Genomic DNA, 22,035 nt, shown 5'->3' on the forward strand with positions numbered 1-22,035 from the left:
GCTCACTCCGTCACAGCTCGACGCGCAGTTCCTTCAGACCCCTGATCACATAGCCCGGGTTCCACTCGGGCTCGGCCGTCAGGCACAGGTTCGGGGCCCGGCGCAGCAACTCACCGAAGGAGGCGGCGAGTTCGACGCGGGCCAGCGGGGCGCCCAGGCAGAAGTGGATGCCTGCGCCGAAGCTGATGTGCGGGTTCTCCCGGCGGGCCAGGTCCAGAGTGTCGGGGGCCGGGAAGCGGGCCGGGTCGCGGTTGGCGGAGCCGAAGAGGAGGGCGACCTCGGAGCCACGCGGAATGACCGTGCCGTCGATCTCGATGTCGTCGAGAACCCAGCGCTCGAAGAGCTGGAGCGGGGTGTCGTACCGCATCAGCTCCTCGATCGCCGTCGGCAACAGCCCGTGGTCGGCGCGCAGGGCGGCCAGTTGCCCGGGGTGGCGCAGCAGGGCCCACCAGCCGTTCACCGTGGTGTTGACGGTCGCCTCGTGGCCCGCGTTGAGCAGCAGCACGCAGGTGGAGATCATCTCCTGTTCGCTCAGCCGCTCCCCCTCGTCGTGGGCGGCGATGAGTGCGGAGATCAGATCCGAACCGGGGTTCTTGCGCCGCTCCTTGATCAGCTCACGCAGATACGCGGAGAAGTCGAGCGAGGCACGGACGGCGGCGCGGGCGGTGTCGTCGGACGGGTTGAGTTCGTACATGCCGCAGATCGCCGCCGACCAGGGCCGTAGCGGGGCGCGGTCGGACTCCGGGATGCCGAGCATCTCGGCGATGACGGCGACGGGCAGCGGCTCGGCGACCGATGTGAGCAGATCGCCGCCGCCCGCCTCGGCGAACGAGTCGACCAGCCCGGCGGCGAGCCGTCGGACGGTCGGCACGAGCTGCTCGACCGTACGCGGGGTGAACGCCTTGGAGACCAGGCGTCGGATCCGGGTGTGGTCGGGGGCCTCCAGGTCGAGGAGCCCCTGCCCGTTGAGGGTGTGGAAGGGCTCGTGCTCGGCGGGCGGCGGCGTACGGCCGAACTCCTCGTGGGTGAAGCGGTGCAGGTACGTACGGCCCAGGCGGCGGTCGCGCAGCAGGGCGGACACGTCGGAGTGGTGCGGTACGAGCCACTGGTCGGTGGGCTCGAAGTAATGCACCCGGCCGGTGGCACGCAGCCCGGCGTAGGCGGGGTACGGGTCGGCGACGAACGCCGGCGACCAGGGATCGAAGGGGCGGACGGGTTCGAAGGAGCCATCGGCCGCGGAACGGGAAGACGGGTACATGTACGGACGCTAACCGGGCGGGACGGCCGCCGACCACCCTCCCCGGACGCCCCACCACCGGCCCGCCCCGCATCGGCCCAGCCCAGCCCGGCCCACCTCTGCCCGCCTCCGCTCAGGAAGGTGTGACCAGCCGGGCCTCGTACGCGAAGACGGCCGCCTGCGTGCGGTCGCGCAGCCCCAGCTTCACCAGGATGCGGCTCACATGTGTCTTGATGGTGGACTCGGCGACCACGAGACGGGAGGCGATCTCCGCGTTGGACCGGCCCTGGGCGATGAGCACGAGCACCTCCGTCTCGCGCTCCGTGAGGTCGCCGACCCGGGCGAGGGCGGGCGGGCGCGGGACCTCGGCGAGCTTGGAGAACTCGTTGATCAGCCGCTTGGTGACGGTCGGGGCAAGCAGCGCCTCACCGCCGGCCACCACCCGTACGCCGTCGGCGAGTTGACGGGCGGAGGCATCCTTGAGCAGGAAGCCGGACGCCCCGGCCCGCAGCGCCTGGTACACGTACTCGTCCAGGTCGAAAGTGGTCAGCACCAGCACCTTGGCGTCCGCGTCGGCGGCGACGATCTCGCGGGTGGCCTCGATGCCGTTGAGTTCGGGCATCCGGATGTCCATCAGCACCACGTCGGGGCGCAGCGCCGCGACCTGCGCGATGGCCTGCCGGCCGTCGACGGCCTCGCCGACGACCTCGATCCCCGGCATGGCGTTGAGCAGCACCGAGAACCCCTCGCGGACCATCATCTGGTCGTCGACGATCAGCACCCGGATGGACGGGGCGGCGGAGGTGGCGGTCATACCTGCTCCACCTGAGCCTTGTGCGGCTCCTGCGCCTTGTGCGACTCCTGCGACTTGTGCGACTCCTGCGACTTGTGCGTCTCATCCGTATCGCGGGCGGGCTGGACGGGGATGAACACAGTGATCTCGTAACCGCCCTCCGCCGTCGGCTCGGCCGTCATGTCGCCGTCCAGCATCGCGACCCGCTCCCGCATCCCCGTGATCCCGTGGCCGGCCCCCGGCGAAGGCTTCACCGGGCCGGTCTGCGGCCCGTTGACGACCCGCAGACCGAGTCCGCCCAGCACATAGCCGATCTCGACCTTGGCAGTGGCGCCCGGTGCATGGCGCAGCGTGTTGCTGAGGGCTTCCTGAATGATCCGGTACGCCGACAGCTCGACGCCCTGCGGCAGTTCACGTACCGCGCCGGTGATCGTCTTCTCCGTCTCCAGACCCGCCTCACGCACATTGACGAGGAGCCCGTCGAGCTGGGCGAGGGTGGGCTGCGGGGCGTCCGGCGCCTGGTAGTCCTCGGCCCGTACGACGCCGAGGACCCGGCGCAGTTCGGTGAGGGCGGCGACCGCGTTCTCCCGGATCGTGACGAAGGCCTGCTCCAGCTCGGGCGGCGGATTCTCCACCCGGTACGGGGCGGCCTCGGCCTGGATCGCGACGACCGACATGTGGTGCGCGACCACGTCGTGCAGTTCCCGGGCGATGGTGGTGCGCTCCTCCAGGAGCGTGCGCCGGTCGCGTTCCACGGCGGTCACGGTGCGCTGCACGGTCACCTCGCGCTCCGCGTCGCGACGGATCTGCACCACGGTCACCACCAGCAGCGCGAACGCGGAGACCACGGCGAAGGCAGTGGTGTTCGACGTGGGGTGCCAGCCGACGTTCTCGAGCAGGGTGCCGAGCAGCACCGTGAAGCCCCACATCCAGGCAGCGGTACGGGGGCGGGTCCGGGCGGCGACCACGACCAGCACCGTCAGATGCGAAAGGAAGGCGCTCGGCGTCCAGGGCCAGGAGCCACCGTTGACGACCGCCGTCAACGGGGTGAGCACCATCGATATCCAGAACGCACCGACCGGCCTGACCAGTGTCATCAGCGCAGTGACCGCCGGAAGCAGCGCGAGCACGATGACGTCGGGCACGAAATGCAGCCCGCCGGAGTCCGCCGAGACGAGGCCCATGAAGGCCACGATCAGCGCGACCGCCCCGACCAGCGCATGGGGTGTCCAGACGGCACGCTCACGCATCCGCTTCGGCAGCCGTCGCACCAGCCGCCCGTCGGTCCGCATCTGCTGCAGCGGACGGTAGGCGAAGGCGTTACGGAACAGGTCCTGCCGCAGGCCATCCAACGCCCCGGCGGCCACTCGGTATTCGGGGCTTCTGTTTTTGGTCTCGGTCACGCTTCCACGGTAGGGGCCGAACCGGCGCGGGTCGTCAGCAGTGATACGGATCCTGCGCCGTCCGTCGCAAGTACTACAGGGCCCGCACCGCCGTCGGCCCCCGGCTCACCAGGCAAGCTGGGCGAGCTCCTCCGCCACCACCGCACACGCGTCGCTCGCCGGATCGATCAGCGGATAGTGGCCGACGTCGGGCAGCAGGGTCAGGCCCACCGTCTCGCCCGCCTTTGCCGCCGCGTCGACGAACGCCTCCGCGACGGCCTGCGGCACATCGACGTCGGTGGTGCCCTGCACGATGGTGGTCGCGATGCCGGTGGGCAGCAGCACGGCCGGGTCGGCGTGCGCGGCCCGCTTCTCGAAGTCCTCCTCGCGGCCGAGGAACTGGCCGACCGCCCCCGAGCACACGTTCAGCTCGACGGCCGTGGTGAAGTCGGCGATCGGCGCGAGGGCGACCACGCCCCGCAGCGGCGGCGGTGCGGGCAGCCGCCACGGTGAACCCTCGGGCAGTACGTGCCGGGCGGCGGCCCACAGGGCGAGCTGCCCACCGGCGGAGTGCCCGGTGACGACGATCCGCCGGGCATCGGCCTCCGGGAGCTCCCGGGCCAGCAGCGCCGGCAGCGCGTCCATCGCCGCAGCGACATCGTCGAAGGTCTCCGGCCAACGGCCCGCGACCGGACCGGAACCCCGCTGCTGCGGGATCTCGCTGCCCCGCCGGTACTCGACACTGGCCACGGCGAAGCCGCGCCGGGCCAGGAAGTCCGCGAACGGCGACACATGCCGCCGGTCGTACGGCGCCCGCCACGACCCGCCGTGCAGGACGACCACGACCGGCGCCCCGGTCCGCCCGTCGCGCGGGGCGTAGAAGTCGATCAGCTGGTCGGGGTGGTTGCCGTAGCCGACGGATGCGTCGGGGACGACCGGTGGATGCGAGAGGGCCGACTCGGTCTCGGCTGCGTCACGATCACGCGCGGCAGAATCCGACATGATGCTCCAACCGTCCTGTAGCTGAGCCCAACTGGCCTGACCTGCGGGGACGGTACCAGTACGGAAGGCTCCCGTCCCCGCCGAGGATCATGGCAGGAGCTCAGCTCCCCCCGGAGGCGTCCGCCTGCCCCTCCGCCAGCACCTCACCCAGCACTCGCGCCGCCCGCTCCACGTCCGCGAAACCCACGTACAGCGGGGTGAACCCGAACCGCAGCACGTCCGGCCGCCGCAGATCCCCGACGACGCCCCGTGCGATGAGCGCGCTCATCACCGGCTCCGCGTCCTCGCACCGCAGCGCGACCTGACTGCCGCGTTCCGCGTGCGCGGCCGGGGTGAGGGAGGTGACCCGGCCCTCGGGCACGTACGCGGCGACACACTCCAGGAAGAAGTCCGTCAGCGCCAGGGACTTGGCCCGTACCGCCTCGACCGACACCCCGTTCCACACGTCGAGCGACGCTTCGAGCGCCAGCATGGACAGGATGTCGGGGGTGCCGACCCGGCCCCGTACCGCACCGTCCGCCGGGGCGTACCCCGGTGTCATACCGAACGGGTCGGCGTGCGACGTCCACCCCGGCAGGGGCGAGTCGAAGGCCGCCTGGTGGCGCTCGGCGACGTACAGGTAGGCGGGCGAGCCGGGGCCGCCGTTCAGGTACTTGTACGTACAGCCGACCGCGAGGTCCACGCCGTGCGCGTCGAGCCCGACCGGCAGGGCGCCCGCGCTGTGGCACAGGTCCCAGACGGCGAGGCCACCCGCCGCGTGCACGGCGGCGGTGAGTCCGGGCAGGTCGTGGAGCCTGCCGGTGCGGTAGTCGACATGGTTGAGCAGGACGGCGGCGGTACGCGGACCGAGGGCGTCCGGTACGTCGGCGGGGGCGACCGGGACGAGCCGGTGGCCGGTCATCCGGGCCGCGGACGCGGCGATGTACCCGTCCGTGGGGAACGTCGTCGCGTCGACGAGGATCTCGTCGCGCCCCTGCGGCGCCAGCCGGGTCGCGGCGACGACGGCCTTGAAGACGTTCACGCTGGTCGAGTCGCCGACGACGATCTGTCCCGCGGCGGCCCCGACGAGCTGGGCGATCCGGTCACCGATCCGTTCCGGCGCGGTCCACCAACCGCTCTCGTCCCAGGACCGGATGCGCAACTCGCCCCACTCGCGGGTGAGGACCTCCTGCACCCGGGCGGGTACGTGGGCGGGCAGTGCGCCCAGCGAGTTGCCGTCGAGGTAGACGGTGTCGTCGAGGGTGAACAGCTTGCGCAGATCGGCGAGCCGGTCGGCGGCGTCGAGTGCCGCGGCCCGCGCGGCGAAGGTCTCAGACATGGCTGCGCGCCGTCCACAGCTCGGGGAAGACGTTCTTCGTGGCCCGCTTCTCCAGCCACGCGACCCCGGCGGAACCGCCGGTCCCGGTCTTCGAGCCCATCGCGCGCCGGGTGGCGACGAGATGGTCGTTGCGCCAGCGCCACACCAGTTCGCCGACGTCGGTCAGCGCCTCGCCGAGCCGGACCAGTTCATCGTGCTGGTCGGGGTTGGCGTAGATCGCCGCCCAAATGGCCTCGACCTCGGGGGACGGTTCGTACTTCTGCGTGAGGTCCCGGCCGAGCACGGCCTGCGGTACGGGGTGGCCGCGCCGCGCGAGCAGGGCGAGCGCCTCGTCGTACAGGCTCGGTTCGGCGAGCGCCTTCTCCAGCTCGGCGTGGACGCGGGGGGCGCCCCGGTGCGGCACGAGCATGGACGCGGACTTGTCGCCGAGCAGGAACTCCATTCGCCGGTACATCGCCGACTGGAAGCCGGAGCCCTCACCGAGGGCGGCGCGGTAGGAGTTGAACTGGGCGGGGGTGAGCTGGGCGAGCGGCGTCCAGGAGGCGTTGAGCGCCTCCAGTTCCCGCACCGACCGCTTGAGCGCGTCGCGCGCGACGGTCAGCCGGTCCTCGCGCAGGGCGTGCGCGGCGGTCTCCCACTCGTGGACGATGACGGTGAACCACAGCTCCATGACCTGGGTGGTGACCAGGAAGACCATTTCACCCGGGTCGTCGGAGCGAAGGTGCTGGAGATGGGTCAGGACATCCGCCTGGACGTAGTCCTCGTACGGAGTCGTTCCCGCGAAGTCGAGGTGCGGGGTCTGCGCACCGGTGGCTTCGGGGTCGGGGTGGATCGTCGACATTGCTGTCTCCTCGACACGAGCTTCCGGGTAGCGGTCCGCCCCTTCCGTGAGGTGGTGGAGCTCCGGTCCCCTGTCGGCATCCTAGACGGGGCCCGCGCGAGTGCGCAGACCCCGCAGACGTGGGGCTCTGTCTGCGGGGTCCGGTATGTGTGCGACCGGCCCGGTACGACCAGTGAACGTTCAGCCGTGAACGTCTGAACGCCTGGATCCCGGAACGCCTGGATCCCGGAACGCCTGAATGTCTGAAAGCCGGAACCGGAACGCCGGAACGTCTAGCCGAGGGTCTCCGCGGCGGTCGGCGAGGAGTCGCGGAGGAACGTCGAGCAGCGCTCGTACTCCTCCTGCTCACCGATCGCCTGGGCGGCCCGCGCCAGGGCGTGCAGGGCGCGCAGGAAGCCGCGGTTCGGCTCGTGCTCGAACGGTACGGGGCCGTGGCCCTTCCAGCCGGCCCTGCGCAGCGCGTCGAGGCCGCGGTGGTAGCCGGTACGGGCGTAGGCGTACGACTCGATGACGCGGCCGCCCTCGAACGCCTCGTCGGCGAGCTGTGCCCAGGCCAGGGAGGAGGTCGGGTACTTCGCGGCGACATCGGCGGGGGCCGTGCCGCTCGCGAGCAGCTCGCGCGGCTCCGGGTCGTCGGGCAGGTGGGTCGGGGAAGGTCCCCCGAGCAGGTTCTCGTGGATCGACATGAGTTCAAGTGTGCCTGTCACCTGCGCGCCGGGGTACCCGGGCGCCGTACGGAGGGCCGGTTCACGCCGGGAGGTGCCCGGGTGCGCCGCGAGGAGTCCGTACGCGCCGGGGCGATGGCGGCCCGTAGCGGGTCAGTCCGCGCCCTGGTCGCCCGTCTCCTCCTGCGCGGGCTCCAGGGGCGGGGCGGCGACGCCGCAGTGCACCGTGCATTCGGGCCGCGGCTTCGCCTCCTCGTCCGCCGTTACGGCCGGCTTCCGTACGGTCGCCCAGGCGATCAGCGAGCCCAGTACGAGCAGCCCGGCGCACATCGGCATGGCCCGCCGGAACGTCGAGGCGAACTCGCCGGCGTTCCGGTAGGCCTCCGGTCCCATCCCGGCGAGCAGCGGCAGCGCGGCCACCGCGATCAGCCCGGCGGCGCGGGCGGCCGCGTTGTTGATCCCGCTGGCGAGGCCGGCCCGTGCGGTGTCCACGGAGGCCAGCACGGTCGCGGTCAGTGGGGCCACCACGGTGACGAGTCCGATGCCGAGGACCCCGACCGCGGGGAGCACATCGGTGAAGTAGCCGGAGACGGAGCTCGATCCCGGCCCGACCCGCAGCATCAGCAGCATTCCGGCCGCGGCGACCAGGGGGCCGACGGTGAGCGGGATGCGGGGCCCGATGCGCTGTCCCAGCTCGCCCGAGGCCGCCGAGAACAGCAGCATCAGCACGGTCGCGGGCAGCAGGGCCGTGCCCGCGCCGAGGGCCGAGTACCCGGCCACGACCTGGAGCTGGATCGCCGAAAGGAAGAAGTAGCCGCCGAGCGCCGCGTAGACGCAGAGGGTGACGATGTTGACGACGGTGAACTGCCGGGACGCGAACACCGACGGCGGCAGCATCGGGTCCGGCCGCCGCCGCTCCACCCGCACGAACGCCGCCCCGAGCACGATCCCGCCGACGGCCGCCCCGATCACCGCACCGGACGCCCCCTGTCCCGGCGCCTCGATCAGGGCGTACGTCACCAGGGCGAGGGCGAGCGCGCCGAACACGGCGCCCAGCACGTCGAAGCGTCCGTGCGCACGCGGGTCACGCGATTCCGGTACGTGGCGCAGCGCCACCGGCAGGCAGACCGCGGCGAGCGGCACGTTGAGCAGGAACACCCACCGCCAGCCGGGCCCGTCGACGAGCCATCCGCCGACGAACGGCCCGACGGCGGCGCCGACCCCGCCGAGCCCCGACCACAGCCCGACGGCGCGGGCCCGGTCGTCCGGATGGAAGCTCGCCTGGATCAGCGCCAGCGAACCGGGAGTGAGGAGCGCCCCGCCGATGCCCTGGAGGGCACGGGCGGCGATCAGGACGGCGGCGTTCGGCGCGATGCCGCACAGCACGGACGCGGTGGCGAACCAGACGACGCCGACGACGAAAACCCGCCGCCGTCCGTACCGGTCACCGAGGGCGCCCCCGAGGAGGATCAGCCCGGCGAGCGTCAGCATGTAGGCGTTGACGGTCCACTGGAGGGCGGCCAGGTCGGTGCCGAGGCCCTTGCCGATGCGGGGCAGGGCCACGTTGATGACGGTGGAGTCCAGCATGGCCATGCTGGAGCCGAGGACGGTGGTGAGGATGATCCAGCGTCCGGGTGCGGAGGCGGCACGAATCCCACCGGCGGGTGTCTCGCCCATGCGAGCAGCATCCCCGCTCCCCGTCCACGCGGCCAGTTCACAGCGCGCCACCACCCGCACACCCCGGATCAGCGCGCCATCACCCGCACACCCCGGATCAGCGCGCCACCACCCGCACACCCCGAATCAGCGCCTCCACGCCCGCCTCCGCCTTGGACCGGGGGCACCCGACGTTCAGCCGTACGAAGCCCTCGGCCCCGTACACCGTCCCTGGCATCACCGCGACCTTTTCCCGCTCGATCAGCACCCGCTGCAACGCCTCGTCGTCGACGACACCCGCCGGGCGCAGATCGATCCAGGCCAGGTATCCGGCCTGCGGCGGCTCCCAGCCCAGTTCTGGGAACGCCCCGTTCAGCCGTTCCGCGACCAGCGCCAGGTTCCCGGCGACATACGCGCGGGCCTCGTCCAGCCACGCCCCGGCCTCCCGGTACGCGGCGATGTGCGCGGTGAGCGACAGCACCGCCGGGGAGGCGAGCCCCTCCGACGTCTCCATGCGGCGCAGGAACTCCGTCCGGTCGGCCGGGTCGCCGATCAGTCCGTACGAGCCGGTCAGCGCCGGGAAGTTGAACGCCTTCGACGCGGAGGAGATCAGCGCCCAGCGCCCCTCACCGCCGACCCGCGTCCACGGCACGTGCGCGCGCCCCTCGTGCACGAAGTCCGCGTGGATCTCGTCGCTGATCACCGCGACCCCGTGCCGGGCGGCGAGCGCCGACATCTCCCGGAGTTCGGCCTCCGCCCACACCCGGCCCGTCGGGTTGTGCGGCGAGCAGACGAGCAGGACCTTGCTGTCGGAGCGGGCGAGCTCGCGTTCCAGCGCGGCCGTGTCCCCCACCGGCACGCCGCGCAGTTCGCGCCCGAGCCCGGTGATCGCCTTGCGGAAACCGTCGTACGTCGGAGCGTGGACGACGACGCCGTCGCCGGCGGCCGTCCACATCTGCAGCAGCTGCGAGAGCTGACTCAGCACGGACGGCCCGTACACCAGCTGCCCGGCGTCTATCCGGGTCCCGTGCCGGGTCGCGTACCAGTGGGCTATCGCCGAGCGGAAGTCGTCCTGCTGCCACATCGTGTAGCCGAACACCCCGTGGTCGAGCCGGGCCCGCAGCGCTTCCAGCACCTCCGGCGCGGTCTCGAAGTCCATGTCGGAGATGGTGAACGGCAACAGTCCGTCCACCCCGAACCGGTCCGCGACCCCGTCCCACTGGACGCACCAGGTGCCCCGGCGGTCGACGGCGGTGTCGAAGTCGTAGCGCGCACTGGAACTCACGGCGATCCCTCATCCCTCTTCTCGGACATGCCGTGGGCCCGGCACCCCCAGGGTCTCTGGGGGTGCCGGGCCCACGGCCACGCTTCGTGCCGGCCGCTACTTCAGCTTGGTGCCGGTGGAACGCAGGTTGGCGCAGGCCTCCGTGACGCGCTTGGCCATACCCGCCTCGGCGGACTTGCCCCAGCTGCGCGGGTCGTAGACCTTCTTGTTGCCGACCTCGCCGTCGACCTTCAGCACACCGTCGTAGTTGCGGAACACGTGGTCCACGATCGGGCGGGTGAAGGCGTACTGGGTGTCGGTGTCGAGGTTCATCTTCACGACGCCGTTCTCCAGCGCGGTGGCGATCTCCTGCTCGGTGGAGCCGGAGCCGCCGTGGAAGACGAAATCGAAGGGCTGGCTACCGGCTGTCTTGCCGTACTTGGCGGCGACGCCCTCCTGGAGGTCCTTCAGCAGCTCGGGACGGAGCACGACGTTGCCCGGCTTGTAGACGCCGTGGACGTTGCCGAAGGAGGCGGCCAGCAGGTAGCGGCCCTTCTCGCCCAGACCGAGCGCCTCGGCGGTACGCAGCGCGTCGTCGACGGTCGTGTACAGCTCGTCGTTGATCTCGTGCGTGACGCCGTCCTCCTCGCCGCCGGTCGGGGTGATCTCGACCTCAAGAATGATCTTGGCGGCGGCGGCCTTGGCGAGCAGCTCCTGACCGATGGCCAGGTTGTCGGCGAGGGTCTCGGCCGAACCGTCCCACATGTGCGACTGGAACAGCGGGTTCTGGCCCTTGGCGACGCGCTCGGCGGAGATGTCGAGCAGCGGACGTACGTAACCGTCCAGCTTGTCCTTGGGGCAGTGGTCGGTGTGCAGCGCGACCGTGACGTCGTACTTGGCGGCGACGATGTGCGCGAACTCGGCAAGGGCGACGGCGCCCGTGACCATGTCCTTGTTGTACTGGCCGCCCAGGAACTCCGCCCCACCGGTGGAGATCTGGACGATGCCGTCGCTCTCCGCCTCCGCGAAGCCGCGCAGTGCAGCGTGCAGGGTCTGGGTCGACGTCACATTGATGGCCGGGTAGGCGAACTTGCCTGCCTTCGCCCGGTCGAGCATCTCGGCGTAGACCTCGGGGGTTGCGATGGGCATCTGTCCGCTCCTTGGGATGTGCGGGTGTGCGTTGCTGGTTCCCTGACCTGGGGGCGACGTCATCGTCGCCCCCATCTTCCCAGACTCTCGCTCCGGCTCCACCCGGCCAGGTGCCCCCGTGCCCGGGCAGCCCATCCACGGGGACGCGCCAAGGGTGGGCCGTTTCACGTGAAACAGCCCACCCTTGGAGAAAGCTGCAGGTCAACCCATACGTCAGGCGAGATCGAGGTCCGCCACCGTGTAGGCGTGGACATACGGGAGACCGGCCTCGGCGATGGCCGGAGCCGCACCCCGCTCCACGATCGTGGCGACGGCGACGACCTCGCCACCGGCCTCACGCACCGCTTCGACGGCCGTCAGCGGCGAACCGCCGGTCGTCGAGGTGTCCTCGACGACGAGACAGCGGCGGCCCTTCACGTCCGTGCCCTCGATACGGCGCTGCATCCCGTGCGCCTTCTGCGCCTTGCGGACGACGAACGCGTCCAGTTCCTGCCCGCGCGCGGCGGAGGCGTGCAGCATCGAGGTGGCGACCGGGTCGGCGCCCAGCGTCAGCCCGCCCACGCAGTCGTAGTCCAGTTCGGCGGTGGCGTCGAGCATGACCTGACCGACCATCGGAGCGGCCTTGCCGTCCAGCGTGATGCGGCGCAGGTCGATGTACCAGTCGGCCTCAAGACCCGAGGAGAGGGTCACTTTGCCGTGTACCACGGCCTTGTCCTTGATCTGCTGGAGCAGCTCAGCACGTACGTCAGTCATGGCTACGAGCTTAAGGCGCCCGCTTCACGGCCCCCGCCGACCGGTCTGACGGCTCCCACCGGAGCACGCGGCCCGAGCCCGAGCCCACGCCCGGATCAGAGCCTGTGCCCGAATCAGAGCACCCACCTGGATCAGAGCCCCCACCCGGATCAGAGTCGGCGCCAGCTCCAGGTTGTCGCGATCTCCAGCGGTTCGATCGGGGTGACGTACTGGGGGGCGGTGTTCAGGCCGTTCGGCGGACCGGACTGCGGCTCCACGCAGACCGCCTCGGCCTGCTCGTCGTAGATCACGACCCACTCGGCCCGGCTCTTCACGGTCAGCTCCAGCTGTTCCGGCCAGGTGAGCGTCACGTCGACGCCGTCCGGCATCCCGAAGCAGTCGTCCCACGGGCCGGGCCGGGGCGCAATGCGGCGGCCGGTCGGCAGATGGTTCTCGCCCCGCTCCTCCTGCCAGGCCGCGTCGAAGGCCAGCTGTACGTCCTTGCCGCCGCCGAGATCGCGCAGGAACCAGGGGTGCCAGCCTGCCTGTGCCGGGAACGAATCCCCGTACGTCTCGACGCCGAAGGCGAGCGTGAGCGAGTCCTCGGCCAGTTCGACCGTCTGGGTCACCCGGCCCGGATAGGGCCAGGGATCGGCGAGGTCGTAATAGAACGCGGCCTCCCGCTCGCCCACCCGGGCGGTGCTCCAGGCCGTGTCCCTGCCGGTGCCGTGGATGGCGTGCGGCGGGGCGTTCAGCGGCAACCGGTGCAGGACGCCGCCGTTGCGGAAGAGCCCGTTCTCGGTGCGCCCGCACCACGGCACCATCGGGAAGCAGCCGTACCGCTCCCCCTGCCGCAGCAACTCGGTGCCACCGATCCGCAGGCTGCTGATGCGACAGCCGTTGTCGGGGCTCACGGTCAACTCTGCGTCGCCGACGGACAGCCGGACGTCCTTCTCGCTGCTACTCACCCGACCGACATTACTGGCGCGGCTACCTCCGCCGCCTCAGCGCCCGGCTCACCACGACCGCCGACGCGAGCGCGAGTGCCGCGGCGGGGGCGACCCAGCGGAGTGTGGCGCCCGCGGTGGTCGAATCGGGTGACGGTACGGGCGCGTACCGTCCGCGCGGCGGCGCGTGGTCGACCTCCTCGGCGCTGCGGCCGATCATGGTCCGCCTGGCGTGCGCGGCCTCGGCCGGGGGGCCGTCGGGGACGGTGAACTCCACCGCCGCCTCGGGATCGAGCGACGGCGGGGGAACGGGGGCGTCGAAGACGGATCCCGTGCCCGGGGGCTTCTCACCGGCGGGCGCCTCGTCCGCGGCGGCGTCATCCGCACCGGAGTCGCCAGCATCGTCCGCGGCGGCGTCATCCGCACCGGAGTCGCCGGCATCGTCGGCGGCGCCGGTGACATCGGTGGCGGCGTCGGCGAGGTCCGCGCCGGAGTCGTCGGCGGCATCCGGAGCGGCGCCGCGGGCGCGGGTCACGCCGGTCGTGTCGGCCTCCTCGGCCGCCTCCTCGATGGCCTGTTCCACCGCGTCCCCGACGGACCGCTCGGCGTCGTCGAGAACCTCACCCACCGCCTCGCCGTCCGCCTCACCACCCGTGGAGCCGTCACCGCCCGTGGAGCCGTCCGCACCGCCCTCCGCCAGCGTCTCCGTCACCAGCTGCTGTGCGAAGCGGTCCAGCAGGCGGCAGGCCGCCGTGAGCGCCGCCGCCGGGTCCAGGTCCAGGATGCGGCCCTCGCCGCTCGCCGTACCCACGAACCCGATCGCCGTACCGCCGTCCTTCCGTGTCAGGCCGATCGTCAGGACCAGCTTCGCCGAACCGGTCCCCCGGGCCTCGACGCCCTCGCCCGTCACCAGGATCTCGGCCCCGTCCGGACCGTCCTGCGGGGAAGGGGTGAACCGCAGCGCGCCGCGGTACGTGATCGTGTGGCCGTCGACCCGGACCTTGAGCCGGCCGGACAGCAGGCCCGCGGACGCGCCGGCGTCCTGCTGGAGCCCCGGTACGCAGCGCGCGACGCGGGCGGGATCGCCCAGCGTCCGCCGAAGGGCCGGGACCGGAACCGGAACGAACACCTCATGCTCCATGGAAACCGAGCCTACTCAGCCCCGGCCGTCCCGTCAGCGATTCCGCGTCGCGGGGCCGCCGGGCTCACGGCGTACGAGGCCCGGCCCACCGCTCCTCCCCGCACCCTTCCCGACACACACCGCGCCCGGCCAAACACCCCTCCCGCACCGCGCTCGGTTCACCGCTCCTCCCAGTACCGCGGATGCACCAGCGTCGACGGCGGCAGTGGCCCGCGCGGCCGGGCGCTCTTCGCATCCCGCCCCGCGCGCACCAGCGAGGACTGTGTCAGCGACCGCAGCTTCGGCACCCCGGGTCCGAACCGGAGCGCGGGCGCCGTGCCCCGGCCGGCGAGGACGAAACCCCAGCCGCCCTCGGCCCGCGCCCGGTGCGTGGCCCGGTCGGGGCCGGCCGCGAAATCGGAGAGCCGGCCGCTGATCCGGTACGGGCGGGTGCGCAGGCCCGCCGCCCTCATCGACGCCTCCACCGTCCAGTACGTACGCGGCCGGGTGACCGGCGGGCCTCCGTGCACCACCAGCCGGCCGCCCGGGGCGAGGGTCTCGGCGATCAGACCGTAGAACTCCGCCGAGTACAGCTTCGTGCTGTCGGAGATCCCGGGGTCGGGCAGATCGGAGATCACCACGTCGTACCTGCCGTGCGCCCCCCGCAGCCAGTTGAAGGCGTCCGCGTCGACGGCCGTCAGCCGCGGATCACGGAACGCGTGGGCGTTCAGCGCCGAGAGCGCGCGGTCGGTACGGGCCAACCGGGCGAGACCGGAGTCGAGCTCGACGAGGGTGACGCCGCGTACCTCCGGGTAGCGCAGCACCTCCCGGGCGGCCAGGCCGTCGCCCCCGCCCAGGATCAGGACGCGGGCGCGCGGCCCGCTCATCGCCGGATGCACCAGCGCCTCGTGGTAGCGGTACTCGTCGCGCCCGCTGACCCGCAGTCGCCCGTCCAGATACAGATCGAGGGAGCCGCGGCCCGCCCCCGTCAGCACGACCTCCTGCACCCCGGTCTGCACCGCGACCCGCACCCCGTCCCCGTACACGGCACGCCGCGCCGCCCGCTCGAAGTCGTCGACCAGCGCGGTCGCGGTGGCGAGCGCGGCGATCACCATGACGTTGACGAGGATCAGCAGCCACCGGGAGCGTGAGGTGAGGTCCCGCCGGAACACCCACAGCACCAGCGCCCCGCCCGCCGCCGCGTTGACCGTGCCGGTCAGCAGCGCCCCCGTGAGCTGGCCGAGCACCGGCAGCAGCAGAAAGGGGAACGCCAGCCCGCCGACCAGCGCGCCCACGTAGTCGGCGGCGAACAGATCCGCGACGGTCCCGCCCGCGTCCTGCCGGTCGACCCGCTGAATCAGCGTCATCAGCAAGGGGATCTCCGCACCGATCAGGACGCCGATCGTGAGCGAGAACCCGACGAGGGCGAACCGCGACTCCCCGATCCAGGCGAACGACGCGTACAGCACGATCGCCGAGGAACCGCCGACGAGTGCGAGCACCGCCTCGATCAGCCCGAAACCGACCGCGGCACGGCTGCGTAAACGTTTCGCGAGGAGCGAGCCGACGCCCATCGCGAACACCATCACGGAGAGCACGACGGACGCCTGGGTGACCGAATCACCGATCAGGTAGGAAGCGAGCGCCACCAGTTCGAGCTCGTACACCAGACCGCAGGCGGCACAGACGAAGACAGCGGCCAGCACGAGACACCGGCCGGTCCTCGGCCGTACGGGAAGACACGCCGCGCCCCCTCGCAGCGGCACCTGCTGGTCGATCATGAGGCGAACGCTACGTCACAAGAAGGTGGCCGCCTGTCACCCACAAGGATGTAAGTGGCGTACTCACCGAGGAGTTGGGTCCGTGTCAGCGTGCTGTCGCAGGAATCCGCACCCCCACTCGGGTACGTGTCACCACCAACTGCCCCTCCTGCGGATACGCATGCCAGGTGCGCCACCGCACCTGGCCCTCGGTCCGCTGGCCGAGCATGGCGGTGAAGGCGTGCGGGCTGCCGGGGAACGTCCCGGCGAGACCGTGGGGATGGTCGGCCACGAGCGCGAGGAGCTCCTGCGCGCGCCCGGCGAACGAGCCCGCCGAGAGCGTCTCGACGCGCGCCGCGAACTCGTACTCCCATTCACCGAGCCGTTTGGCGACCCCGAGCGGCAGCGGTGTGCTGCTGCCGGGGATGCACGCGACGGTTTCGGAACAGGTACCCCGGTCCTCCTCCAGGAGGACCTGGTGGGAGGCGCCGAGCAGGCGCATCTGAAGCCGGGCACCCGCGAGATCGAGGTCGAGCACGGCCAGGGCGGGGAGCGGTTCGCGCCCCAGCGCCCAGGCCAGGTCGGCAGCACGGGTGTCGGAATAGGCCGTCTGGAGGGTCGTGAGCATGGGTCGGCTCCGCTAACAAGCGTGGACACATGGACAGTGGACGCCTCCGACGTGCTTGCACGCGGGAGGGGGGAAGCGCCCGATCAGGTCCAACTAGGGTCCGAGGGCTGGATGTTCTCTCCATCGAGGGAATCACGAATAAGCCGCATCCACAGGGTTTTTACCCAACTTGCCGCGGTTTCCATCCCCTCGGGGGGCTCCCGGGTCATCTGTTCACCGGCATCTCGCAGAACGCCCAACAAAAAGGTGTCCGGCGGGAGTTCACCCGCCGGACACCTGTCGGGCACCGGACCGCGAGGGTCCGGCACCGGGCAAAGGACATCGCCCGGTCGCGGACCAGCTGCCCCGTGTCAGCTGCCTCCGCCGCATCCGCCCCCGCCGCCGCCGCCGCACGACGAACCGCCACCGCACGAGGAGTGACCGCCGCCGCACGAATGTCCCCCGGAGTGACCACTGGAGTGACCACCGGAGTGACTGCTGCTGCCACCGCAGGAGGAGCCACCGCCGCTGTCACCGCCCGCCCACCAGCTGCCGCCCGCGGCGCTGCCACCGCCCGCGCCCCGGCGCGCGCTCCGTCCGCGCGACTTCTTCCTGCTCCCGGCCCCCTTCACGAGCGAGACGATCAGTCCGATCACCGCCGCCGCGATCACCACTCCGACAAAAGTCCCCACCGACCTCACGTCCTTCCGTTCCCCCGAAGCGAGGTCCCCCGCTTCCGCCGTCTGCTCGGTCCGCTTCTTGCGTGAGTGGGGGATGCCCTCGCCCCCGCACGGCCAAAGCAGACTTGAGCAACTCCAGAGCTTCCGCGCAGGATGGCCGCCATGACACAGGGACGACCGCTGCTCAACCGCCGCCTCGCAGAGTTCGGCACGACGATCTTCGCGGAGATGTCGGCGCTTGCCGTACGGACCGGCTCCATCAACCTCGGCCAGGGCTTCCCCGACACGGACGGCCCTCAGGAGATCCGCGAGGCCGCGATCCGTGCCCTGCGCGCCGGGCACGGCAATCAGTACCCGCCGGGCCCCGGCGTACCCGAACTGCGCACCGCGATCGCCGACCACCAGCAACGGCGCTACGGGCTTGTCCATGACCCCGACACCGAGGTCCTGGTCACCGCGGGCGCCACCGAGGCCATCGCCGCGGCCCTGCTGGCCCTGCTGGAGCCCGGCGACGAGGTCATCGCCCTGGAGCCGTACTACGACTCGTACGCCGCCTGCATCGCCATGGCGGGCGGCAGCCGCGTCCCCGTCACCCTCCACCCCGACGCGGCCACCGGCACCTACCGCCTCGACCTCGACGAACTGCGCGCCGCCGTCACCCCCCGCACCCGGCTGATCCTGCTGAACACCCCGCACAATCCCACCGGCACCGTCCTCACCCGTGCGGAACTCGGCGCGATCGCCGCACTGGCCTGCGAGCGCGACCTCCTGGTCGTCACCGACGAGGTTTACGAACACCTGGTCCTCGAGGGCGAGCACCTCCCGCTCGCCGGGTTCCCCGGGATGCGCGAACGCACCGTCACCATCGGCTCGGCCGGCAAGACGTACTCCTTCACCGGCTGGAAGGTCGGCTGGGTCACCGCGAGCCCCGAGCTGGTCACCGCCGTCCGCTCGGCGAAGCAGTTCCTGACGTACGTGTCCGCGGGCCCGTTCCAGTACGCGGTCGCCGAGGCACTGCGCCTGCCCGACAGCTACTACGACGGGCTGCGCGCCGAGCTGCGGACCAAGCGGGATCTGCTGAGCGACGGCCTCACCGAGGCCGGTTTCGAGGTCTACCGCCCGGCCGGCACCTACTTCGTCACCACCGACATCCGCCCCCTCGGCGAGAGCGACGGCTTCGCGTTCTGCCGGTCCCTGCCCGAGCGGTGCGGGGTCGTCGCCATCCCGAACGCGGTCTTCTACGACCACCGGGAGCAGGGCGCACCGTTCGTACGGTTCGCCTTCTGCAAGCGTGACGACGTGCTGGCCGAGGCGGTGTCCCGGCTGAAGCGGCTGTAGCGGCTGAAGTGACTCCGGCGGCTCCAACGGCTGTAGCGGCTGAAGCGACTCCGGCGGCTGAAGCGGAACGCGGTCCGGCCCGGGGCGGTGGTCATGAAACCGCCGCCCCGGGCCGGACCGTCACTGCTGTGCGGGGCTCAGGCGCCCGGAGGGGTCGGGTCCCCGCCGTCCGTCTTCTCCTCGGCCGGCGTCAGGCCCAGACGCTCCAGCAGCCACTTGTCGAACTCGATCGAGGCGCGCACCCAGCTGACCGTCGACGAGACGAAGTGCTCCAGGCTGACGCCCGTACCGATGAGCATCTGCGCCTCACCGATGAGACGGACCGAGACCTCGGTGTCCTCGGAGCCCTCCTCGGGCTCGTGGGTGTGCGTGTAGACCTTGGGCCACAGGGTGCGGCGGTTCCAGTCGTCGATCGCGTCGAGAAGGACCGGACGCTGGTCCGCGGCGTGCGGGCGGTCGTAGAACGTACGGACCGAGAAGACCTGCTGCTCGTCCTCGCCGCGGAACATGAAGTACGTGCGGAAGTCCTCCCACGGCGCCGCGAGGTCGCCCTCGTCGTCGACGACGTACTTCAGCTCCATCTGTTCGAGGAGCTGCTTGACGAGGTCCTGGTCAGGGACAACGGGGCCCTCGGGTCCTGCGGCCTGCGGTTCGGGCTGGCCCCCGAAATTAGGAATCGAGGACGGATCGATGCTCACCGTGTTTTTCCCTTCGTGCGGTTGCCGCCATCCTCTCCCATGGCGGGCGGGGGATGGCAAGCCCGGACGGGCCCGATCCGCCACGAGCTGACACGCAGCCGGTGCGGACCGGGCCCGTCCGGGACCGTACATGGTGACCACCACGGGGGCCGGGGCGGCTACGACGCGGGGCCGACGCGCAGGCCGTCCCCGACCCGGTTCACCCGGACGGTCTCCCCGTCCTTGACCTCGCCCGCGAGGATCTCCTTCGCCAGCCGGTCGCCGATCGCCGTCTGGATGAGGCGGCGCAGCGGCCGTGCTCCGTAGGCCGGGTCGTTGCCCTCCTCGGCCAGCCAGGCCAAGGCCTCCGGCGTGACGTCCAGGGTGAGCCTGCGCTCGGCCAGACGCCCCGCGAGCCGGTCGATCTGGAGCTTCGCGATGTGCGAGAGCTCGTCGCCGGACAGGGCGGAGAAGACCACCAGGTCGTCGAGCCGGTTGAGGAACTCCGGCTTGAACGAGGCCCGTACGACCTCCAGGACCTGTTCCTTCTTCACCTCGGGCTCGGTCAGCGGGTCCATCAGGAACTGGCTGCCGAGGTTGGAGGTCAGGATCAGGATGGTGTTGCGGAAGTCCACCGTCCGGCCCTGTCCGTCGGTGAGCCGGCCGTCGTCGAGGACCTGGAGCAGGATGTCGAAGACCTCCGGGTGGGCCTTCTCGACCTCGTCCAGCAGGACGACGCTGTACGGGCGGCGGCGGACCGCCTCCGTGAGCTGGCCGCCCTCCTCGTAGCCGACGTAGCCGGGCGGGGCGCCGACCAGCCGCGCCACGCTGTGCTTCTCGCTGTACTCGCTCATGTCGATGCGGACCATGGCCCGCTCGTCGTCGAACAGGAAGTCCGCGAGCGCCTTCGCGAGCTCCGTCTTGCCGACACCGGTCGGGCCGAGGAAGAGGAACGAGCCGGTGGGACGGTCGGGGTCGGAGATTCCGGCGCGGGTACGGCGTACCGCGTCCGACACCGCCCGTACGGCCTCGGTCTGCCCGATGAGGCGCTTGCCGAGCTCGGCCTCCATGCGGAGCAGCTTCTGGGTCTCGCCCTCCAGCAGCCGGCCGGCCGGGATGCCGGTCCAGGAGCCGACGACGTCGGCGATGTCGTCCGGGCCGACCTCCTCCTTCACCATCGTGTCCTTGGCGGCCTCCTGCTCGGCCTCGGACGCCTCCGCCAGCTCCCGCTCCAGACCGGGGATCTCCCCGTACAGCAGCTTGGAAGCGGTGTCGAAGTCGCCGTCGCGCTGGGCGCGTTCGGCCTGGCCGTGCAGTTCGTCGAGGCGTTCCTTCAGTTCACCGACGCGGTTGAGGCCCTGCTTCTCCTTCTCCCAGCGGGCGGTGAGGCCGCGCAGCTCCTCCTCCTTGTCGGCGAGGTCGCGGCGGAGCTTCTCCAGGCGCTGCCTGGAGCCGGGGTCGCTCTCGTTCTTGAGGGCCAGCTCCTCCATGTGGAGGCGGTCGACGGCCCGCTGGAGTTCGTCGATCTCGACGGGCGAGGAGTCGATCTCCATGCGCAGCCGGGACGCCGACTCGTCGACCAGGTCGATGGCCTTGTCGGGGAGGAAGCGGGAGGTGATGTAGCGGTCGGACAGGGTCGCGGCGGCCACCAGCGCGGAGTCCGCGATGGAGACCTTGTGGTGGGCCTCGTAACGGCCCTTGAGGCCGCGCAGGATCGCGATGGTGTCCTCGACGCTCGGCTCCGCCACCAGCACCTGCTGGAAGCGGCGTTCCAGGGCGGCGTCCTTCTCGATCCGCTCGCGGTACTCGTCGAGCGTCGTCGCGCCGACCATGCGGAGCTCGCCGCGGGCCAGCATCGGCTTGAGCATGTTGCCCGCGTCCATGGCGGAGTCGCCGCCGGCGCCCGCGCCGACGACGGTGTGCAACTCGTCGATGAAGGTGATGATCTGCCCGTCGCTCTGCTTGATCTCGGAGAGGACGGTCTTCAGCCGTTCCTCGAACTCACCGCGGTACTTGGCGCCCGCGACCATCGCTCCGAGGTCGAGCGAGACGAGCCGCTTGTTCCGCAGGGACTCGGGGACGTCACCCTTGACGATGCGCTGGGCGAGCCCCTCGACAACGGCGGTCTTGCCGACGCCGGGCTCGCCGATGAGCACGGGGTTGTTCTTCGTACGCCGCGACAGGACCTGGACGACGCGCCGGATCTCCTGATCGCGTCCGATGACCGGGTCGAGCTTGCCTTCCCTGGCGGCGGCCGTGAAGTCCGTACCGAACTTCTCCAGGGCCTTGTACTGACCCTCCGGGTCGGGTGTGGTCACCCGGCGTCCTCCCCTGCTCTTCTCGAACGCGTCCAGCAGCCTCTTCGCACTGGCCCCCTGAGCGCTCAGGATCTCACCGGCCCGGCCGCCCTCGGCGGCGATCCCGATCAGCAGGTGCTCGGTGGAGATGTAGTCGTCGCCGAGCTCCTTCGCGCGCTGCGCGGCGTCCGCGATGACGGCGAGCAGCTCACGGTTGGGCTGCGGCGGTGCGACGGTCGACCCGGTGACGCTGGGCTCCGCGCCCAGCAGCCGCTCCGTCTCGGTGCGTACAGCGATCTGGTCGGCCTCGACGGCGGCGAGCAGGTCGATGATGTTCTCGTTGTCCTCGCCCGCGAGCAGCGCGAGCAGCAGATGCCCGGGGGTCAGATCGGGATGTCCGTCCTTCACGGCCCTGCTGGTGGCCGCGTTGATGGCGTCCCGGCTCTTGTTGGTCAGCTCGGCGTCCACGTGCGCTCTCTCCTCCTTGCGTTGACTGGTCTCTCCGCAACACTGACTGAGTCAACGTGCACAAAGTTGAGTCTATTCCACTCAACCTAGTCCATCGCCTCT

At 71.3% G+C, this 22,035-nt stretch carries 19 protein-coding genes; 1 reads left to right on the top strand and 18 read right to left on the bottom strand.

What is annotated here, in order from left to right:
* Positions 1–10 precede the first annotated feature (10 nt).
* From OG936_RS15840 to OG936_RS15915, 16 genes are all read right to left on the bottom strand, one after another.
* The gene (locus OG936_RS15840) at positions 11–1,258 is read right to left on the bottom strand and encodes a cytochrome P450 (protein WP_406495423.1); all 1,248 of its coding nucleotides are present in this window, start codon (positions 1,256–1,258) and stop codon (positions 11–13) included.
* A 112-nt stretch (positions 1,259–1,370) separates the two neighbouring features.
* On the bottom strand, positions 1,371–2,051 hold the full coding sequence (locus tag OG936_RS15845) for a response regulator (RefSeq protein WP_383757413.1): 681 nt from the start codon (positions 2,049–2,051) through the stop codon (positions 1,371–1,373).
* Positions 2,048–3,433 (bottom strand): sensor histidine kinase, encoded by a 1,386-nt coding sequence (locus OG936_RS15850; protein WP_406495424.1) that lies wholly within the window; start codon positions 3,431–3,433, stop codon positions 2,048–2,050. Before OG936_RS15850 ends, OG936_RS15845 begins: the two co-directional genes overlap by 4 nt.
* A gap of 105 nt (positions 3,434–3,538) precedes the next feature.
* Positions 3,539–4,414 carry an alpha/beta hydrolase gene (locus OG936_RS15855; RefSeq protein WP_406495426.1) on the bottom strand — a complete coding sequence of 292 codons (876 nt, stop codon included), beginning with the start codon at positions 4,412–4,414 and terminating at the stop codon, positions 3,539–3,541.
* Between the two features lie 100 nt (positions 4,415–4,514).
* Complete coding sequence (gene kynU / locus OG936_RS15860) at positions 4,515–5,732, bottom strand: kynureninase (protein ID WP_406495427.1); 1,218 nt, start codon at positions 5,730–5,732, stop codon at positions 4,515–4,517.
* Positions 5,725–6,573 (bottom strand): tryptophan 2,3-dioxygenase family protein, encoded by an 849-nt coding sequence (locus OG936_RS15865; protein WP_383757422.1) that lies wholly within the window; start codon positions 6,571–6,573, stop codon positions 5,725–5,727. The genes kynU and OG936_RS15865 overlap by 8 nt, the downstream gene beginning before the upstream one ends.
* Positions 6,574–6,845: 272 nt before the next feature.
* Positions 6,846–7,259 (bottom strand): DUF3151 domain-containing protein, encoded by a 414-nt coding sequence (locus OG936_RS15870; protein ID WP_406495429.1) that lies wholly within the window; start codon positions 7,257–7,259, stop codon positions 6,846–6,848.
* Positions 7,260–7,391: 132 nt separating this feature from the next.
* A complete protein-coding gene (locus OG936_RS15875) occupies positions 7,392–8,915 on the bottom strand; it encodes a DHA2 family efflux MFS transporter permease subunit (RefSeq protein WP_406495431.1) in 1,524 nt (507 codons plus the stop codon).
* Between the two features lie 97 nt (positions 8,916–9,012).
* Positions 9,013–10,179 (bottom strand): MalY/PatB family protein, encoded by a 1,167-nt coding sequence (locus tag OG936_RS15880; RefSeq protein ID WP_406495432.1) that lies wholly within the window; start codon positions 10,177–10,179, stop codon positions 9,013–9,015.
* Between the two features lie 96 nt (positions 10,180–10,275).
* The gene (gene fbaA / locus OG936_RS15885; RefSeq protein ID WP_406495434.1) at positions 10,276–11,307 is read right to left on the bottom strand and encodes a class II fructose-bisphosphate aldolase; all 1,032 of its coding nucleotides are present in this window, start codon (positions 11,305–11,307) and stop codon (positions 10,276–10,278) included.
* Between the two features lie 213 nt (positions 11,308–11,520).
* A complete protein-coding gene (gene pyrE / locus OG936_RS15890) occupies positions 11,521–12,060 on the bottom strand; it encodes an orotate phosphoribosyltransferase (RefSeq protein WP_266747121.1) in 540 nt (179 codons plus the stop codon).
* 149 nt (positions 12,061–12,209) lie between these two features.
* Positions 12,210–13,007 carry an aldose 1-epimerase gene (locus tag OG936_RS15895; protein WP_406495435.1) on the bottom strand — a complete coding sequence of 266 codons (798 nt, stop codon included), beginning with the start codon at positions 13,005–13,007 and terminating at the stop codon, positions 12,210–12,212.
* Positions 13,008–13,029: 22 nt separating this feature from the next.
* Positions 13,030–14,127 carry a hypothetical protein gene (locus OG936_RS15900; RefSeq protein WP_406495437.1) on the bottom strand — a complete coding sequence of 366 codons (1,098 nt, stop codon included), beginning with the start codon at positions 14,125–14,127 and terminating at the stop codon, positions 13,030–13,032.
* A 158-nt stretch (positions 14,128–14,285) separates the two neighbouring features.
* A complete protein-coding gene (locus tag OG936_RS15905; protein WP_406495438.1) occupies positions 14,286–15,887 on the bottom strand; it encodes a polyamine aminopropyltransferase in 1,602 nt (533 codons plus the stop codon).
* 85 nt (positions 15,888–15,972) lie between these two features.
* Positions 15,973–16,494: a DUF2617 family protein gene (locus OG936_RS15910; RefSeq protein ID WP_406495440.1), complete on the bottom strand. Its 522-nt coding sequence runs from the start codon at positions 16,492–16,494 to the stop codon at positions 15,973–15,975.
* A gap of 350 nt (positions 16,495–16,844) precedes the next feature.
* Positions 16,845–17,165, bottom strand: coding sequence for a hypothetical protein (locus OG936_RS15915; RefSeq protein ID WP_406495442.1), 321 nt, complete (start codon positions 17,163–17,165; stop codon positions 16,845–16,847).
* Positions 17,166–17,315: 150 nt separating this feature from the next.
* Between OG936_RS15915 and OG936_RS15920 the strand changes: the two genes are divergently transcribed.
* Positions 17,316–18,491: a pyridoxal phosphate-dependent aminotransferase gene (locus OG936_RS15920; protein WP_406495444.1), complete on the top strand. Its 1,176-nt coding sequence runs from the start codon at positions 17,316–17,318 to the stop codon at positions 18,489–18,491.
* A gap of 137 nt (positions 18,492–18,628) precedes the next feature.
* On the opposite strand, the gene OG936_RS15925 is transcribed toward OG936_RS15920, so the two are convergent.
* A complete protein-coding gene (locus tag OG936_RS15925; RefSeq protein ID WP_383752445.1) occupies positions 18,629–19,189 on the bottom strand; it encodes a YbjN domain-containing protein in 561 nt (186 codons plus the stop codon).
* Positions 19,190–19,347: 158 nt separating this feature from the next.
* Positions 19,348–21,933 (bottom strand): ATP-dependent chaperone ClpB, encoded by a 2,586-nt coding sequence (gene clpB / locus OG936_RS15930; RefSeq protein ID WP_406495446.1) that lies wholly within the window; start codon positions 21,931–21,933, stop codon positions 19,348–19,350.
* Positions 21,934–22,035 lie beyond the last annotated feature (102 nt).

Source organism: Streptomyces sp. NBC_00846 (assembly GCF_045207325.1).
Lineage (GTDB): Bacteria > Actinomycetota > Actinomycetes > Streptomycetales > Streptomycetaceae > Streptomyces.

What these genes read in the sequence shown, in the direction of transcription:
- OG936_RS15840 (WP_406495423.1), bottom strand. Translation starts at nt 1,258, where the DNA reads ATGTACCCGTCTTCCCGTTCCGCGGCCGATGGCTCCTTCGAACCCGTC.
- pyrE (WP_266747121.1), bottom strand. Translation starts at nt 12,060, where the DNA reads ATGACTGACGTACGTGCTGAGCTGCTCCAGCAGATCAAGGACAAGGCC.
- OG936_RS15870 (WP_406495429.1), bottom strand. Translation starts at nt 7,259, where the DNA reads ATGTCGATCCACGAGAACCTGCTCGGGGGACCTTCCCCGACCCACCTG.
- OG936_RS15855 (WP_406495426.1), bottom strand. Translation starts at nt 4,414, where the DNA reads ATGTCGGATTCTGCCGCGCGTGATCGTGACGCAGCCGAGACCGAGTCG.
- OG936_RS15875 (WP_406495431.1), bottom strand. Translation starts at nt 8,915, where the DNA reads ATGGGCGAGACACCCGCCGGTGGGATTCGTGCCGCCTCCGCACCCGGA.
- OG936_RS15900 (WP_406495437.1), bottom strand. Translation starts at nt 14,127, where the DNA reads ATGGAGCATGAGGTGTTCGTTCCGGTTCCGGTCCCGGCCCTTCGGCGG.
- OG936_RS15905 (WP_406495438.1), bottom strand. Translation starts at nt 15,887, where the DNA reads ATGATCGACCAGCAGGTGCCGCTGCGAGGGGGCGCGGCGTGTCTTCCC.
- OG936_RS15845 (WP_383757413.1), bottom strand. Translation starts at nt 2,051, where the DNA reads ATGACCGCCACCTCCGCCGCCCCGTCCATCCGGGTGCTGATCGTCGAC.
- OG936_RS15910 (WP_406495440.1), bottom strand. Translation starts at nt 16,494, where the DNA reads ATGCTCACGACCCTCCAGACGGCCTATTCCGACACCCGTGCTGCCGAC.
- OG936_RS15865 (WP_383757422.1), bottom strand. Translation starts at nt 6,573, where the DNA reads ATGTCGACGATCCACCCCGACCCCGAAGCCACCGGTGCGCAGACCCCG.
- OG936_RS15920 (WP_406495444.1), top strand. Translation starts at nt 17,316, where the DNA reads ATGACACAGGGACGACCGCTGCTCAACCGCCGCCTCGCAGAGTTCGGC.
- kynU (WP_406495427.1), bottom strand. Translation starts at nt 5,732, where the DNA reads ATGTCTGAGACCTTCGCCGCGCGGGCCGCGGCACTCGACGCCGCCGAC.
- fbaA (WP_406495434.1), bottom strand. Translation starts at nt 11,307, where the DNA reads ATGCCCATCGCAACCCCCGAGGTCTACGCCGAGATGCTCGACCGGGCG.